Raw genomic sequence first — 15,237 nt, forward strand, 5'->3', positions numbered from 1 at the left:
GAGGCGCCCAGCGTCCGAGCGATGCGCCGCATACGTTCGTCGGGATAGACCGTATCGACGGGCACGAACGGCGCACCGAGCAGCAGCGCACCGGTCATCGCCACGAAAAACTCGGCTTCCTTATGCCCACGCACGATCACGGGCGTATCGCGATCGAAGCCCTCGGCACGCGCAGCGATGCACCAAGCGGCCGCCGCGCGGGCCAACTCGCGCCAACTCAGCTCGGCGTCCGCGGCGATGACAGCCGGCGCGTCGGGACGCACATCCGTATCGACGAAACGGCTCTCGACTAAATCGAAACGCATCTTGGCCGCCTATCGAGTCGGGGTGTTGTCGGCGATATAGGCGGCCAACGCCGTCACGCTCGCCAGATGTTCGCCGATCTCGGTCGGCGGCACCTGCACGCCGAACATCGTCTCGACGCGCAGAGCGATCTCGACCGCAAGGACCGAATCCACGAGACCGATTCGATCAACGGGGTATCCGCCTCGAGCCGGCGCATCACGACCGATTCCACGAGCGCCCGGACTTGCTCCAGGGAAGCGGCCGGCGCCGCCGGGGTTTGGGTTGACGTCATCGAGATCTCCCTTCGAATAGAAACAGTCACTGAGTCAGAACTGGAAATACAGGAACCGCACTTCGCCGTGCAATTGCGCGGCGCATACGAGCACGAGCAGCACCACCACCGCCGTCCAACGCCACGACGGGAACCATGCGAGCCGCGCCGGCACCGCACCCGACGCGCGCTCGAGCGCGCGGTGAAAAGCGCCCCATCCATTCATGCGAATTCGGTGCGAACCAAGCGATCGCAAGCGCTAGCGCCACGAGCGGCGCCGGCATCGTCCGGCCCAACGCGAGCCGCAGCCAAGCGAACCCGTGCACGCCGGCGTCGAGCGGCGGCCATGCGTTCGCACCCAGGCCTCGCATGCCGGCCATCGCCTTAAGCATCGCGAGCGCATCGCTCACGCCATGCGCGCGGAAAAAGACGAAGGCCACCAGCGCGGCGACGAAGGTCGTCGATACGCCCGCAACATGGCGCACCCGCGCACCGAACCGGTCGAGGACGGCGCCGGCCCGCCGCGCGACGCGCGCCAGTTGCGCCAAGCGTGATTGACGGTCAGATACGCCGCGTGCAATAGGCCGTAGATCAGGTATTGAAGACCCGCGCCATGCCAAATCCCCGCGAGGCCCATCGTGTAGAAAGTCGGCACGGCAATCGTCGCCGCGAAGCCGAAGGCGAGCCTTGCGCCGCGCGCCCGATCGGCAAGCCGCGCGACGCTCGCCGGCGATTGATCCGCATCGACAACGGGTAGTACAGATACGCGGTGAGATAACGCGTGAGCGTCATATGCCAGCGCTGCCAAAAGTCGATGATGCTAGCGGCCTTGAACGGCGAGTTGAAGTTCAACGGGAAGCGCACGCCGAACATTTTCGCCAGACCGACGGCCATGTCCGAATAGCCCGAGAAGTCGAAGTACAGTTGCAGCGCGTAAGCGAGGGCCGTGCCCCAAGCCGGCAACGCGCCCAACGCGCCGGGCGCCGCGAAGCCGGCGTCGGCATATGGCGCGATGGGATCGGCCAGCAACAGCTTTTTGGCCAAACCGATCGTGAAGACGCTCGCGCCGATCGAGATGTTTTCCGCCCGCAACCGATACGTCTCGCCCTGAGCGAACTGCGTCATCATCTCTTTGTGATGCAGGATCGGCCCCGCGATCAGATGCGGGAAGAACGTGACGAATTGCACGAACCCGAGCGCATCGGAGCGCTTGACGATCCCTGCATTGCAATCGAGCAGGTAGCCGATTTGCGTGAACGTGAAAAACGACACGCCGAGCGGCAGCACGACGCTCGCCGACGTATGCGCAAGCCAGCCGTGCGGCGACAAGCCGAACCACTCGATGAGCGCACGGCCGTCACCGCCCAATACTTGTATCGCACGAGCAAGCCGATATCGATACAGATCGCTGTCGCGAGCCATGCGCGTCGGCCGCGCGAGCGCGGCGCGCAGGCGAGGATCGCGCGGCTCATGCCGTAATTGAAAGCGATCGACGCCGCGAGCAAGGCCACGAACGCCGGCGCCCATGCGCCGTAAAAGACGAACGACGATAGACACAGCCAGGATGCGGCAAGGCGCGGCGAGCGAGCGCCCACCGCGTAGTAGACGGTCAGCGCGATCGGCAAAAAGAGCGTCAGGAAGACGAACGAGTTGAACAGCATCGGTATCTTCCTCTCAGTCTCGGCGGCTCGAGTCGCCGGCCTTGCCGGTCGGCGCCGCTGCCGATACAGGGGCTTCGGACAACCCGTCCTCCGACATCTCCCAGACCACGACGCGCAGCGAGCGCGGCCACGTGGCGCGCTGCGCCCAGATTGCCGCGAGCGCCCGATCGAATCGTCCGTCGTCCAAGCTCACGTTCCATACCTCCTGGCCTAGTGCTCGCCCCAAACGATCGGCGAAGCCGCTGCGCCGCGAGAACGAGCTGCCGGCGAGCAGCACTTGCGCGGCGGCGTGTCGTCGAGCAAGCCGCCGGCGCGCTCGGCGCGGATCGTCTCGGCGACCTCGACGTCCATGGCGGGCCGCCAGCCGTCGGGTACGTTGGCCAGTCCGGCCAGTTGCAGCAGATCGCCCACGCGCGGGCGCACGCCCGCGTCTTGCGTCGTCGTGAAACGCGTCGGCCCGCGCCCGCCGACGCGCGGCAAAAGGGCGGCGGCCAACGCATCGGCAGCCGCTTGCGCGCCTCGCGCGTTCCAATGCACGTCCGTGCGATAAAACGCCGGGCGCGCGGCCGTCAACGGACCGAGCAAGTCCACCTGCGCGACGCCCTCGCTCGCGAGCGCATCGCGCCACGCGTTCCAGCGCGACGTCATGCGTGCGTCCTGATGCAAACCGCACAGCGCCTCGGTTTCGACGCGAGCCTTATCGGGCACTGTCGCAACGACGAGCATCACGCCTTGGCGCTTGAGGCGCATCGGCATACCGGCGCATCGTGGCGATTTGCGCTTGCAGCTTGGCCCTCTGCCGGCGCGAGTGCTTGCGGCGGCGGACGCAGTCCATTCGTATAAAAGAGCCAACCGGGACAACCCTCGCTGACTTGCGGCCCCAAGTCGCCCAACAGGCGGTATCGCACGGCAGCACTCGCCCGTCGCAAGGCCGCCGCATAAGGAACGTCGATCGCGCGATCGACGGCGCGTATCGCGTCGCCGCTACGCCACGCCGCGGCATCCTCGAGCGTAGGCGTCGAGTCGGTCTTCGCATGCTTGGCGAGCGAGGTGAGCGCCAGCGCAAATCCCGCGAGGAGCAGCGCGGCCACGCACGCCGACATCGCGCGATGCCCCTGCCGCAACACGGCGCGCGCGCGCGATGCCTCCTGCTCGCGCTCGCCGTCGGAGCCGGATTCATGCCGGTGCGCGACCTCGCTCATCGCGCCAGCGCCTTCTCGACGCGGTCGAGCCACGCCCCTTCGGCAATGATCGACGGGGCGTCCCACTGCCCCGACGCGCCGGGCCCGTAAGCCATCTGCCCTTCGTTGAACTGCCACACCAACGCTTGCGGCTTTTGCTTCGCGAAGGCCGGCGACTCGAGGTAGTTCAGCAGCGTCTTCCACGGCCCCGTATCGCCGAACGTCCAGGTCAACCCGACCGGGCGCGCGAGCGTATGCGCGAGCCGCTGCGGAAAGCCGAGGTACGGCTGCACCATGCTGTTGCCCACCACTTGCACGACCGGAACCGCATCGGCCAACAAGCCGCCGTCATCGGCTTGCTCGCGCACGATGAAGCGATCTTTGCCGATCACGCGCCGGCGCTCGGGCGGCAGCAACGTGGCGAGATCGCCGAAGTCCATTGCCTCGGTCCATTCGCCGAGCGCGGGAGGCGCGGACATCTCGCCCGGCAACGCACCGGCCGCCGACAGCCGGTCGGCCGTCGCATCGGCAACGGCCTCGGCGGTATGCGCCGACCAGTGGTAGTCCGCCCGGATGTAGGTGCTGTCTTGACTGGTATCGACGTTCGCGAGCGCCGCTACCGCATCGACAAAATCGATACCGGCTTCCTTGCCGTGCGCGAGGATCGCCGCGTAGCGCTGCGCGACCGCAGCGGAAAGCGCGGTGCCCTCGGGCAGCTTGTCGGCGGCGGCTCGCGCCTTCAGCGGTGCCACGATGATCGTGCAGCGAATGCCGTGCGCCTTCAGTTTGGCGGCGGCCGCGCCGATCAGGTCCACCACTTTGAGACAGGCGGCCGTATCGTCGTCCACATAGCTTTCCCAGCCCGGAAACAACCAGCGGTCGCGCCCCTCGATCACGGCTTGCCGCGCCGCCAGCGCCGCGCGCGGGACGAACGACAGCCCGGCCGCGAACGGCGCGGCCGCCAGGGCGAGTAGCAAGCGTCGCCGGCGCAAAGCGGGCACGCTGCCCGCAAGTGAAAGATGATTCGATTGCATCGCTGAAGTGACCTCTAGAAATCTAAATGGCGCGTGACGGCGCGGCTCATCGCGCGGGCCAGTTCAGCGCGTCCAACGCGCCGCTGAGCACCGGATGCGTGGCTAAGCCCGACAGAAAGAGGCTGAAGCTTTGGCCGGCCGCGAGCCGAGGCAGCTCGAACGGCGGCGACACCGCTTGCCCGCATACCGCGACAAGCGAGGCCGCGACGGGATTGATCGAGCGCGAGGCCGCGTGGCCCGTGGCGACGCCCGTGAAGACGGCCGATGCGGGGCTGCGCTCGAGCGCGATCTTGCCGTCGCATCCCTCGACGAAATTGAACACGCGCAATTGAGCCCGCAGCGCGTCCGCGCTAGCCGCCGGCGCGGCGATGGGCGTCGCCCGCCAGGCGCCCGACGCGTCGCGCTCGAGCGCCACCGTGATGGTCTCGCCCACCGTATCGGCGCCGGCTGCCGGTGCCGCGCCCTCCGATCCCGTGGGTATGCCGCCGTCGACGCGCACCTTCAGCGCCGTGCCGGGGCGCACGACATCGAGGCGGCTCGCCGCACCGGGCGCAAGCTCGATCGGCTGCGCCCCGCTCGGCAGCGCGAGCTTCGCCGTATGCGTGGACAGGTTGACGACGCGCAGATAGGTCGCATCGGCCGGCGGCTGGGGCCCATACAAGCTCGCGACATCGTCCGCGGCGGGATAGGCCTCGGTGGAGGCGGCCGCGAGGATCAATGCAACGGCAAGGGCTCGATACGTCGTCGCGCGGCCCGCCGTCGCGAGCACGCATCGGGGCAGACCTGAGGTTCGTTTCATCATCGTTTCGATCTTTCTAAGTTGTCCTGAATAAAATCGAATGTGCTCGGGCGGCCCGCTTCAGTAAGAGAAGACCGCGCCGCAAAACACGCCGCGCGCACGATCGTCGCCTGAGATTTTCCAGCGGTACTGGACCGACAATTCGACCGACGAACGCAGCGTGTCGTAGTGGCCGTCGCGGAAGGCATAGCGGGCCGTCATGCCTACCCCGGTGCCGACCGGCACGCTTCGATCGATCGCCGTGTCGTAATCGGCGCCGGCCACGAGATACGGGAACACGGTGAAGCCGGGACTCACCCGGTCGATCCGATACGTGCGTCCCGCCTCGAGCACGGCCGTTGCGTAATTCGAGGGGTGGACGATGTAATGCCCGCCCTCGGCATACGCGGAAAGCGTCCACCAAGACGGCACGTCGATGCGCCGCTCGGTGCCGATGCCGCCCGAATAAGCGAGCCGCGCGAGCCAATCGCCCTGCGCTTGCGAGCCGATCGGCACGATGCGCTCGAAGGCGGCGATCGCGTCGATGTTGGCGAACGGCTTGCCGCGCACACCGAACGCCGCTTCAAGCGAACTCGCGCCGCTCGCTCCGCCGCCGCTTGCCACGCCGAACGTCTCGTAGCCGCGCGCATAAAGCTCGAACATACGATCGCCAAGGCTACCGAACGGACGCCAGTACACTTCGCTGCCCGCTTGCCAGCTATTGCTCGTGGTGGGACGCGGCGTGCTCGCGTAGCCCGATTGCAAACCGGCGCCGCGATAGTCGAGCGTCGCGTCGAAGCCCCACCGGCGCGTGGCCTCCGAGTGCGCCGCGCGCAAATCTTCGAGCTGCTGAGCGGCCGCGCCCTTCGCCGCACCGCGCAACGGGCGGCGGTTTTCCGCCGCGAGCTTGTCGATGGCCTGCTCGAAGTAGCGCGCCGACTCCTTATCGTGGTTCGCGGCCTCGGCGGCGAAACCGACATCGGCGAGCTCGGTCGCGGAGAGCTTGCCTTGCGCCTCGGCCCGTTTGAACGCCGCAAGCGCTTGTGCGTTATTGCCGGCACGCAATGCGACGTAGCCGGCTTCGAGCGGCGGCAGCGAATCCAATAGGCCGTCGGCGATCAGCGCCCGCGCCACGTCGGCCGCCTCCCCCGTGCGGCCCGCATCGTCGAGCACATCGACCAGCTCGACGCGATGCTGCGCGCTATCGGGCGCCGCGGCGACGGCTTCGCGCGCATCGCGCAAGGCGGCTTGCTTGTCGCCGCGCTCGCTCGCGCGCGCCAGCGCACGTCCCCGCCGCATAACCCGGATCGGCCGGCCAAACGTCGCAGCTTTCTCCGAAGTCGGGGTCGTTCTCGCAATCGACGATGGGACGCGCGGCTGCAAGCGTCAGCGCGGCAGCATGTGCGGCTGCGAGGCGCCGGCGCGCACGCCCCAAGCGTTCGGCGACGAACGCGTCGGTATCGTCCCCGGTCGGATGCACGGCCGTTAGCCGGTCCACCGCTTGACGCGTGCGATCCTCGGCCATCCAGACGTCGGCCGCGATCGCACGCGCGCTATTGAGCGTAGCGCGCGTCTCGTCGTGGTCGCGGAAGACGACCTCCAAATCGGCGTCGGCTTGCTCCGTCTGCTGCTGCGCCACGCGCGCATAAGCGCGGAACACGTAGGGCAGCACCGCCGTGTCGTCGTAGGCGATCGCATCGCTCGCGGCCGCTTCGAGCCCCGCCCAATCGCCTGCGGTAGCGAGCTTGTCGAAGAGCGCAACGCGATAGTCGGTGTTGTCGGGCGCATAGGCGACGGCTTCTCGTCCGGCCGCGATCGCGGCGCTCAAATCGCCGGCTTCGCGCGCGGCGAACGCGCGCTTGGACGCTTGCGGAGCGAGGCCGTTGCCGATGAAGGTGCGGCGCAGCCGCAGATCCTCGCTATCGCCGAACTGCTTGACGGCCTGCACGTCGGTTTGCCAAGCGAGCAGATCGTTACCGGCCGCACTCGCCGCATCGATGAGCAATAGACGCAAGCGCAGCACATCGGGCCTGAGCGCGATCGCCTGCTGAGCGCTTTGCGCCGCATCGGCATAGCGCTTCTCGGCATAGGCGCGATAGGCACCTTGCGCCGCCGCGAACGCATCGCCGGTCAGCGCATCCGCGGGCAGCGGCTGCGCACGGACGATCTTCGCCGCCGCCGCCGTCAACGCATCGATCTGAGCCCGGCGCTTGACGAGCGGGCGCAGCGGACCGAATGCCTTGATCGCGTCGCTAAGCGCGCCGCTCGCCGCGGCGTAGCTATGGCGCGCGGCCAGCGCATTGGCCAGCAACAGGCGCAGCTCGGGCACGTCGGGCCGTTGCCGAATCGCCTCGCGCGCAAACGCGACGGCTTGCGCATAGTCGTGACGGCCGTACTCGGCGTAGGCTTGCTCGGCCACGCGGTAGGCGGCGCCCGTCAGCGGCGGCGGTGCGACGTCGGCGGCTGTGCGCAGCGGCTTGCACGAACGTCAAGCATGCGGCACAAACGAGTGACTGTAGACGCACGCTCATGCCAGCGCTCCCGGCATCCCGCTGACGCGACGCTGCTCTCGCACGACATCCTCGATGGCTTCGCGCGAGACGACACCGCGCGCCACCATGAAGTCGCCGATGCGGCCATGCCGGTCGGGAAGGTAGTCGGTCAGCGCGGCTTCGAACGCTTGCCGGCGCACATAGCCGCGCTCGATCAGCAAGTCGCCGAGCAGCGGAACACGTGCCGCCTGGCCTTGTGTTTGTCCATCGTGGACCGCCATGTCGTCGATGCGTGCGCGCTCGCCGGCTTGCGTGTCGGCAACACCGCGCAAGCGCCGCAACCCCGAGGCGATATCGCCTTCGCGCACGATCCGTTGCTCGACGCCGACGCCGAGCTGCGCCTCCAATTGGGCGATCAATGCATCGCCAAGCGGACTGGCCGTGAGCAGGATCGCGAGCCCATCCGCACTCACGCCTTGCGGCAAGACGCGATAGCGCACGATCGTGTCGAGCGGCAGTTGATCGCGATGACGCTCGAGTGCGGCGACATCCAGCGTGCCGCGACTCAGCTCGCTTTGGAAAGCGATCGCTTCGGCAAGGGTCTCGTCGTCGAGCCAACCTTTGGCCATCAGCACGCGCCCGAGCGGCGCTTCGCGCGCATGCGCCTCGCCGAGCGCGCTTTGCAGTTGTTCGGCGTCGATCGCCTGCCAGGAAATCAACAGCTCGCCGAGGCGCTGGCGTCGATCGAGCAGGCCATCGGCCGACGGAAAATCGTGCATCGTCTTGTCCCAAGCCAACCGCTTGCCCGTGGCGACGTGCACGAGAAATAGGCGCCAGGCGCGTGCGACGGCCAGGAAGTTGATGAAGTTCGCCACCACCATGCGCGGCGCCGACAACAGTCCATGCTCCCAGCCGTATAAACGCGTCACGAAATACATGCGCTGCACCGTGCGCAGCATCAAGGCAAACGCGTTGATCCAGAGCAGCGCGCGAAACCAACCCGCGTCCGCGAGCGGCGAGGCGGCGAACGGCGGCGCAACGCCGAGCGCATCGGCCAGTGCGAAGAGCAGAAACTGCGCGACGAGCACATACGCGAGCATGCCGACGATCGCGGTCACCGTGCCCTTGCGATCGCGCAGCAAGAGATAGCGATTGGCGAGCGAGCCCGAAAAACCCGTCTGCCGCCACCCCTGCAATCCGATCCCGAGCGTCCAGCGTGCGCGCTGCCGGTATGCCGTGCGCAGCGTATCGGGGAAGAACTCGCGTACGCAAAGCGGCATCGTCAGCGTAAATTCCCGGACTGGGCCGAGGCCGAACCACGTCTTACGGCGTGCCGCGAAGGTGACGGGAAAGCGCGCGAAGATCGACTGCATGCCGAGCTTGGCCAGGCGCGCGCCCACGTCGTAATCCTCGGTCAAGCTCTCGGTGTTGAACGGCTGATTGTCGGTCTGTGCGATCAGCGCGAGCAACGCCCGCCGAGAAAAGCAGGTCCCCACGCCGGCCGAGGGCACCGCGCCGGCCAGGCTTTCGCGAACGACGAGATCCTTCGCGTGCCACTCCGCGAATTCGTCCATATAGGTGCCCGCGACGAGTTCGAACCAGTGCCGCTCGAGCGAGGCGACGGCAACTGGATCATGTCTTTGCGCGGCAGCAGATAATTGAAGAACTTCAATTCGAGCGGATGCAGTACGTCTTCGCTGTCATGCAACACGACACCGGCGAATTCGATGTCCGCCTCGCGTTCGTACTTGAAGATCGCCTGAATGACCCAGTTCAAACAATCCGCCTTGCAGGTGGGACCGTCATGCGGTACCTCGACGCGGCGCAGTTGCCGGTAGCGGCGTCGCATACGCTCGACTTCTTCGATCGTGCGCGCATCGTTTTGATAGGTACCGACGAATACGACGTAGTGCCGGTAATCCATCACGCGCACCAAATCCTCGAGCATGGCCGCGATGACGTCGTACTCGAGCCAGGCCGGCACCATGATCGCAATCGGCTGTTCCTCGCGCGCTTGCAGTTGCTCGGCCGTGAGCGGGCGGTAGCGGCGCTTAACCGTCATGAGCCGATACGTCTCGCGCGACCAATACCAAAGATCGACGAACAGATCGTCGAGACTCGACACGAAAATGGCGACGGCGACCACGGCGGCCAGCAACTCCAGCACCGTGAAGTAGCGGCCCATGGCATAGCCGCCGTACCAAGTCCACGCCGCGAGATTCATTGTGCGTCGCCCTTGGCGCGATGGCGGCGGCGCTCGATGCCGGCGATGGCGAACAGGGCAAGTAGCGCGGCTACGACGCCCGTTGCAACGAGCCAGGGCAAGCGGCGCGAGAAGGCATCGTCGGCGGCGCGGTCGGTGACGACCTCGCCCGGATGGCGCGAATCGAACAAGCGCGCAACCGCATCCGACGCAACGAGCGCGACGTCGCCGCGCGCGAGACGCAGCGTAGCCGGCACCTGCGGCGCTTGCTGCCCCAGCGTTCGATAGGCGATGCCGGCCGCCCCGTTCGCACTCGTCACATCGATGACGGCGAGGTTGGAGAGTCCCGAGACATCGGCATACGTATGCCCCGCTCCATCTACGAGCGTCAGGCGGTTTGCCGACAAGCGGGCACGGCTCGCTTGCTCGTCGTGCAGCGCGACGTCCATCGCGAGGAACGGCCCGTTCGGGGCCGCGCCGGCACCCGCCGGTACGACCGCAAGCGTTGCACGCGTCGGCGCGATGCCGACCACCTCGGCCAAGCGTCCCACACGCGATACGGCTTGCGTCGCATTGTCGAGATAGGCCGCGGGCACAACGATGTTCGCCGTCGTCGCAAATCGCGCGAGCATGCCGATGAAGTCGTCGTCGGTTTCCGCACGGGCGAGCGTGAGATGACTCGTCGGCAAAACGGCGACCGGATAGCCCTGCGAGCGCGCTTCGCAAGCGCCGTCGGGACGACGTTGGAAGACGATGCGCAGCACGTTCGTCGGAGCGAGCGCGTAGCGCGGCACGTGCGCGGCGATTCGCTGCGGCTTACCGTTCTCGTCGAGCATCTTCGAGGCGATCAGTACGCCGTTCAAATAAACCGAGGCGATGTTGCCGTCGCGATGGGGCGTCGGCGCCGCGGCCACATCCAATACAACCTCGTCGGGCAGCTTGCCGTTCGCGGCCACGGATGCGAGATCGAAGCTCGCGTCCCAAGTCGCCCGGCCGAGCACGTCCAGCGTGCGAGGCTCTCCGCCCAGTGCCGAGAGCGAGATCCGCTTCACGTCGGGGCCGGGCCCCTCGTCGAGCCGGTGCACGACATAACGATCGGCGACGCCGATCGGCTTCCAGTCGCGCACGAGCGCTTGCGCCGAGGTGGGATCGCCCACGACGATCGCCACACGCCCCGGTAGATGGGCAAGGCGCAGTTCGCCCACCGCGAGCGCGCTCGTGATCGGCGCGAACGCACGCGCACGCCACGCATCGAACGCGGTGGCGCCGGCCGGCGACAGCGCGGCGATCTGCTGACGCAGCGCATCGAGCGCCGCATTCGCCTGTTGACGCAACGCGTCGTCCGCGACGATCACATCGGGTGCGAAGGCGCTCGTCGCGGCGAGTACGAGGGCGGCGCCGACCTGCGCCGGATCGGCGAGCTTCACGTGACCGCCGCCGGCGAGCGCCGCGAACGCCGGCACCGCGCGCAGTGCCGCGGGTACGTCGGCCGCATCGACCTCGACGGCCTCGCCCAACTGCGGCCAGGCGTGCACGACGGGGCGACGGCCCTCGCGCTCCATCAGCGTGTCCACTCGCCAGGCCGTATCGAAGGCCGTGCTGCCGAGGTGCTCGCCCGAGATCGCGATGACAGGCGCCATCGGCAGCGCACTCCATGCGGTGCGCACGTCCGCAACGGCGCTCGGATCGAACCGGTAGGTCAGGCGCGTGCTCGGTGCGACGCGCAGCACGTTGCCGATGGCCGTCTGGTCCGTGCACAGCTTATCGTCGATGATCGACGACCATTGCAGTCCCACGCGCACGAAGCCACCCTGACGCGGCGCGCCGTCCACGCCGACGCTCGCTTGCGCGGTGCCTTGCGTGTCCGTGAAGCCGCGAGCCAGCACGGGCGAGCCGTCGAGCGAGACGAGCATCGTCGTGCGGCCGCCGTCGGCGTGCAGATATCCACCGTCCAATTGCAGCGTCGCATCGTCGATCGGCAAGCCCGCGGGCACCGGTAAGTACAACTCGTGACGCGCATCGGGCGCGGACAGCACAAGCGGCTCGTGCAAGCCGAGATCGGTGAGCGACACACTACGCGCGACGACGCGATGCTCGCCCATATGCGCAAAAGCATCGGCCAGCGCGCTTGATGCGGTATCGAGCGCCAACGCGGGCGTTAAATGGGCGAGCAGCAAAGCGGGTGCGGCGCACAAGGCGACCCTAAGGCGCACGACGGCGCGCGGGGTGAGAGTGGGCATCACGGGGTACCGGATTGAATACGCAAAGTTGAAAGGGCTCGGGCGGACGGGAGTCGCGGCAGCGCAAACCGCTGCACCGCCGCGAGCCGACCGCGGACCGGCGTCAGAGCTGCGCGGCCGCCTCGACGGCGTCGGGCAAACTCGCGTCCTCGCTCGATCGCACCGTGGTGGCGAACTCATCGAACGGGGTGCCCGCGATCGCGGCGACGATGCGCTTCGCGGCGAGGCCATCCCCGTAGGGGCTGATGGGCTCCCGCCCGCGCTCACCCGCGCGGCGGGCATCGAGCAGCTCGTGCACGCCGTTCACGATCGCATCGGTGCGTGTGCCGACGAGCCGGACCGCTCCCGCCTCGAGCGCCTCCGGCCGTTCGGTCACATCTCGCATGACGAGCACGGGCTTGCCGAGCGCGGGCGCTTCTTCCTGCACCCCGCCCGAATCGGTCAAGACGATCGCCGCGCGCTGCATGAGGCGGACGAAGCCGAGATAGTCCAGCGGCTCGATCAAATGCACACCCGGCGTGGCGCCGATGCGAGCACGTGCGGGCGCCCGCACATTCGGATTGAGGTGAACGGGATAGACGATTTGCACGTCGCCGCTGCGCGCGAGCTCGTCGATGGCGGTGCAGATCGAAGCGAAACCGTCGCCGAAACTCTCGCGGCGGTGCCCGGTCACGAGCACGATCGGCTTCGCCGGGTCGAGCAACGGCAATTGCGCGTCGAGCTTGGCACGCAACGCCGCATCCGCATCGATGCGCGCCGTCGTCGCGTAGAGGGCGTCGATGACGGTGTTGCCCGTCACGACGATACGTCCCTGCAACGCCTCGGCCATCAAATTGGCTTTGGCGCTCTGAGTGGGCGCGAACATGAGATCGCTGATCGCATCGACGATGCGGCGGTTCATCTCCTCGGGCCACGGGCTCGACAAATCGCCCGTGCGCAGTCCCGCCTCGACGTGGGCAACCGGAACACGCCGATGGAAGGCCGCCATGGCGGCGGCGCACGCCGTCGTCGTGTCGCCATGGACGAGCACATAGTCGGGACGCTCTTGAGCGAGTACGTCGTCGAACGAAAAGATCAACCGCGATGCGAGACCGTTGAGCGTCTGGTTCGCCGTCATCAACGCGAGGTCGTAGCGGGGACGCACGTCGAATAGCTCCAGCACCTGTTCGAGCATCGACCGATGTTGGCCGCTCACGCAGACGATCGACTCCAGACCCGGGGTGTCTTCGAGCGCCTTGATGACGGGCGCCATCTTAATGGCCTCGGGACGGGTGCCGAAAACGGACAGGATCTTTAACGACATCGTATGACTTCCCCGTGAATGCATGTGTCGCGCGTTCTCGCAGCACGCATTGCGCGGACGAGGTCTACGCTGTGTGCGGTTGAAATGGCGCGTGGTCGTATGGTTTGGGGCGCGAGCGGAAAATCGAACGACTCACGCAGAGTCGTTCTCGCAATGGATTGCCGCGCTATCGCACCGGGAGCGAATTTTCTGAATCTTAGAAGAAGTCATGCAAACCATCGTTAAATTCTTCGCAAACAATCGTAAATACCGGGGCGCAAAAGATTGACTGACCAAATGCTTCAGGATCGATGTCGCATATCCGCGACAGCTGCACATAATGTAAAGACGCGAGCAAATCGACTTAAAACAGCAACAAAGGTCAGATCATTTCGCGCCAAATACGTATGTTACAAATGACATAATCGCCGACGAAACCGATGTAATAAAATTAAGAATTCGTCAGGCGCGATCGCGCAAACGATTCAACCTTCGGCATGCGGAAAGCGCATGCCTCAGCTTGTCCGCAATGTGTCGACTGCGTTACGCACGGCATTATCGAACACGGTTCGGATGAAGTTTCCGACTCGACGATCGACCGAAGCGGTGACAAGCGTCAGCGGACACAATGGCGAACACTGCCCGGTCATACCGGTAAGTTGGGGCAATCCGTGAAATGCATTGCAAGTATCGGAATGGGACAATCCACTGTCCGCCAAGATGTTTTCGGAAAACCTCTCCGACATAGCGGCCCATACCGTCGACCAGGTCGGCTTCGCGCCGCCGTTTGACATCGTCGATAGCGGGGAAACGCGCCAACGCGAATTGCTCGATTGCGTTCAGCGAATCGCCGGAAAAATCTAAACGGACCGCGACGTCGCGGGGATCGATCGCGAAGCCGTTCGATAGCGCCGCTCATCTGATTCAACCACAACTTGAAACCGGTCCCTATCGATCCGCATCGTCAATCCCAGCCATTGGGCAAAGCGGCGTGCCTAATCGGCGCATGGCCGCAAAGGCAGCATGGAGCCTGCCGCCGTGTCAGTTCGAAACGCGCTCCGGAAACTGCCTCTAGCTCTCCGTCACATGATAGCCGGGGTCCGCGATGCGCTCACCGCAACTCATCCGCGCCGAGCGCCGCGCCGATAGACACCTAAATCGCCGATATCCCCACGGCAAGCAAGCCTTATCAGTAGTCACTACAATAGCGCACGACCGTCTTCCCGACGGCGGGCCGCGGCCCTGCGCGAACCGCGCCGGCGCACCTGTCCCCGCTTTTCGATGCCGAGATGACTTCAGATCTTTCCCTTGATGCCCGCGCGGCCGTTCGTCGGCGCAACTCCCCGCGCTTTCTACTGCTTTTGATTTGCCTATTCGCGTCAGCCGGGCAACTCGCCATCGACATTTTCGTTCCGGCGCTGCCGGCCATGGCCCGCTATTTCGCCACCTCGCCCGCAAGCGATCACGTCGAGCGTGTCCGGCTATATGGCGGCGTACGCGCTCGGCCAACTGATTTTCGGCCCCGTCGCGGACGCTTATGGACGCAAGCGCGTTCCTAGCCCTTCGGCCTCATTATTTATACGATCGGTTGCGCGCTATCGCTTGCGGCGCCGAATCTCGAGACGTTCTATTCTCGCCCGCTGCCTACAGGGTTTCGGCATCGCAGTGACGAACTTGCTTGCCAAGGGCGATCATCACCGACACGTTTTCCGGCCAGGCGTTGATGCATGCGTTCACCTACATGTCGATCGCCTGGGGACTCGCGCCGATCGTCGCGCCCGTTATCGGTGCGCATTTGCAGACGGCGTTC

Annotated in this window: 13 protein-coding genes and 3 pseudogenes; 3 read left to right on the forward strand and 13 right to left on the reverse strand. The window is 66.3% G+C overall.

Annotated elements, in window-relative coordinates:
• The 3 genes from AB1286_RS20600 to AB1286_RS20610 form a co-directional block, all read right to left on the reverse strand.
• Positions 1-305: AMP-binding protein (locus AB1286_RS20600; protein ID WP_430365158.1), on the reverse strand; the 305-nt coding region annotated here is incomplete at its 3' end.
• A 9-nt stretch (positions 306-314) separates the two neighbouring features.
• The gene (locus AB1286_RS20605) at positions 315-458 is read right to left on the reverse strand and encodes an acyl carrier protein (protein ID WP_430365159.1); all 144 of its coding nucleotides are present in this window, start codon (positions 456-458) and stop codon (positions 315-317) included.
• Positions 459-611: 153 nt separating this feature from the next.
• Positions 612-782 (reverse strand): hypothetical protein, encoded by a 171-nt coding sequence (locus AB1286_RS20610; protein ID WP_430365160.1) that lies wholly within the window; start codon positions 780-782, stop codon positions 612-614.
• Positions 783-969: 187 nt separating this feature from the next.
• Between AB1286_RS20610 and AB1286_RS20615 the strand changes: the two genes are divergently transcribed.
• Positions 970-1,110 (forward strand): hypothetical protein, encoded by a 141-nt coding sequence (locus AB1286_RS20615; RefSeq protein WP_430365161.1) that lies wholly within the window; start codon positions 970-972, stop codon positions 1,108-1,110.
• A 37-nt stretch (positions 1,111-1,147) separates the two neighbouring features.
• On the opposite strand, the gene AB1286_RS20620 is transcribed toward AB1286_RS20615, so the two are convergent.
• The 10 genes and pseudogenes from AB1286_RS20620 to wecB all read right to left on the reverse strand — a co-directional run bounded on the left by AB1286_RS20620 (position 1,148) and on the right by wecB (position 13,448).
• A complete protein-coding gene (locus tag AB1286_RS20620) occupies positions 1,148-1,978 on the reverse strand; it encodes an MBOAT family O-acyltransferase (protein WP_430365162.1) in 831 nt (276 codons plus the stop codon).
• 252 nt (positions 1,979-2,230) lie between these two features.
• Positions 2,231-2,973 (reverse strand): annotated as a pseudogene (locus AB1286_RS20625) (alginate O-acetyltransferase AlgX-related protein).
• Complete coding sequence (locus tag AB1286_RS20630) at positions 2,943-3,419, reverse strand: hypothetical protein (protein ID WP_430365163.1); 477 nt, start codon at positions 3,417-3,419, stop codon at positions 2,943-2,945. The pseudogene AB1286_RS20625 and the gene AB1286_RS20630 overlap by 31 nt, the downstream one beginning before the upstream one ends.
• Positions 3,416-4,432, reverse strand: coding sequence for an alginate O-acetyltransferase AlgX-related protein (locus tag AB1286_RS20635; RefSeq protein WP_430363524.1), 1,017 nt, complete (start codon positions 4,430-4,432; stop codon positions 3,416-3,418). Before AB1286_RS20635 ends, AB1286_RS20630 begins: the two co-directional genes overlap by 4 nt.
• A 46-nt stretch (positions 4,433-4,478) precedes the next feature.
• Positions 4,479-5,231: a hypothetical protein gene (locus AB1286_RS20640; protein WP_430363523.1), complete on the reverse strand. Its 753-nt coding sequence runs from the start codon at positions 5,229-5,231 to the stop codon at positions 4,479-4,481.
• 60 nt (positions 5,232-5,291) lie between these two features.
• Entirely contained in the window at positions 5,292-6,509 is a 1,218-nt protein-coding gene (locus AB1286_RS20645) for an NfrA family protein (RefSeq protein ID WP_430365164.1), read from the reverse strand.
• Positions 6,412-7,629 (reverse strand): tetratricopeptide repeat protein, encoded by a 1,218-nt coding sequence (locus AB1286_RS20650; RefSeq protein WP_430365165.1) that lies wholly within the window; start codon positions 7,627-7,629, stop codon positions 6,412-6,414. Before AB1286_RS20650 ends, AB1286_RS20645 begins: the two co-directional genes overlap by 98 nt.
• Positions 7,630-7,737: 108 nt before the next feature.
• A pseudogene (locus AB1286_RS20655) lies at positions 7,738-9,926 on the reverse strand (glycosyl transferase family protein).
• Positions 9,923-12,145, reverse strand: coding sequence for a cellulose synthase (locus tag AB1286_RS20660; RefSeq protein WP_430363520.1), 2,223 nt, complete (start codon positions 12,143-12,145; stop codon positions 9,923-9,925). Before AB1286_RS20660 ends, AB1286_RS20655 begins: the two are co-directional and overlap by 4 nt.
• Positions 12,146-12,248: 103 nt before the next feature.
• Complete coding sequence (gene wecB, locus AB1286_RS20665) at positions 12,249-13,448, reverse strand: non-hydrolyzing UDP-N-acetylglucosamine 2-epimerase (RefSeq protein WP_430363519.1); 1,200 nt, start codon at positions 13,446-13,448, stop codon at positions 12,249-12,251.
• 660 nt (positions 13,449-14,108) lie between these two features.
• Between wecB and AB1286_RS20670 the strand changes: the two genes are divergently transcribed.
• Positions 14,109-14,291 carry a hypothetical protein gene (locus AB1286_RS20670; RefSeq protein ID WP_430365166.1) on the forward strand — a complete coding sequence of 61 codons (183 nt, stop codon included), beginning with the start codon at positions 14,109-14,111 and terminating at the stop codon, positions 14,289-14,291.
• 425 nt (positions 14,292-14,716) lie between these two features.
• Positions 14,717-15,237 (forward strand): annotated as a pseudogene (locus AB1286_RS20675) (MFS transporter); the annotation flags it as partial.

The organism is Trinickia sp. NRRL B-1857, assembly GCF_050470685.1.
Taxonomy (GTDB): Bacteria; Pseudomonadota; Gammaproteobacteria; order Burkholderiales; family Burkholderiaceae; genus Trinickia.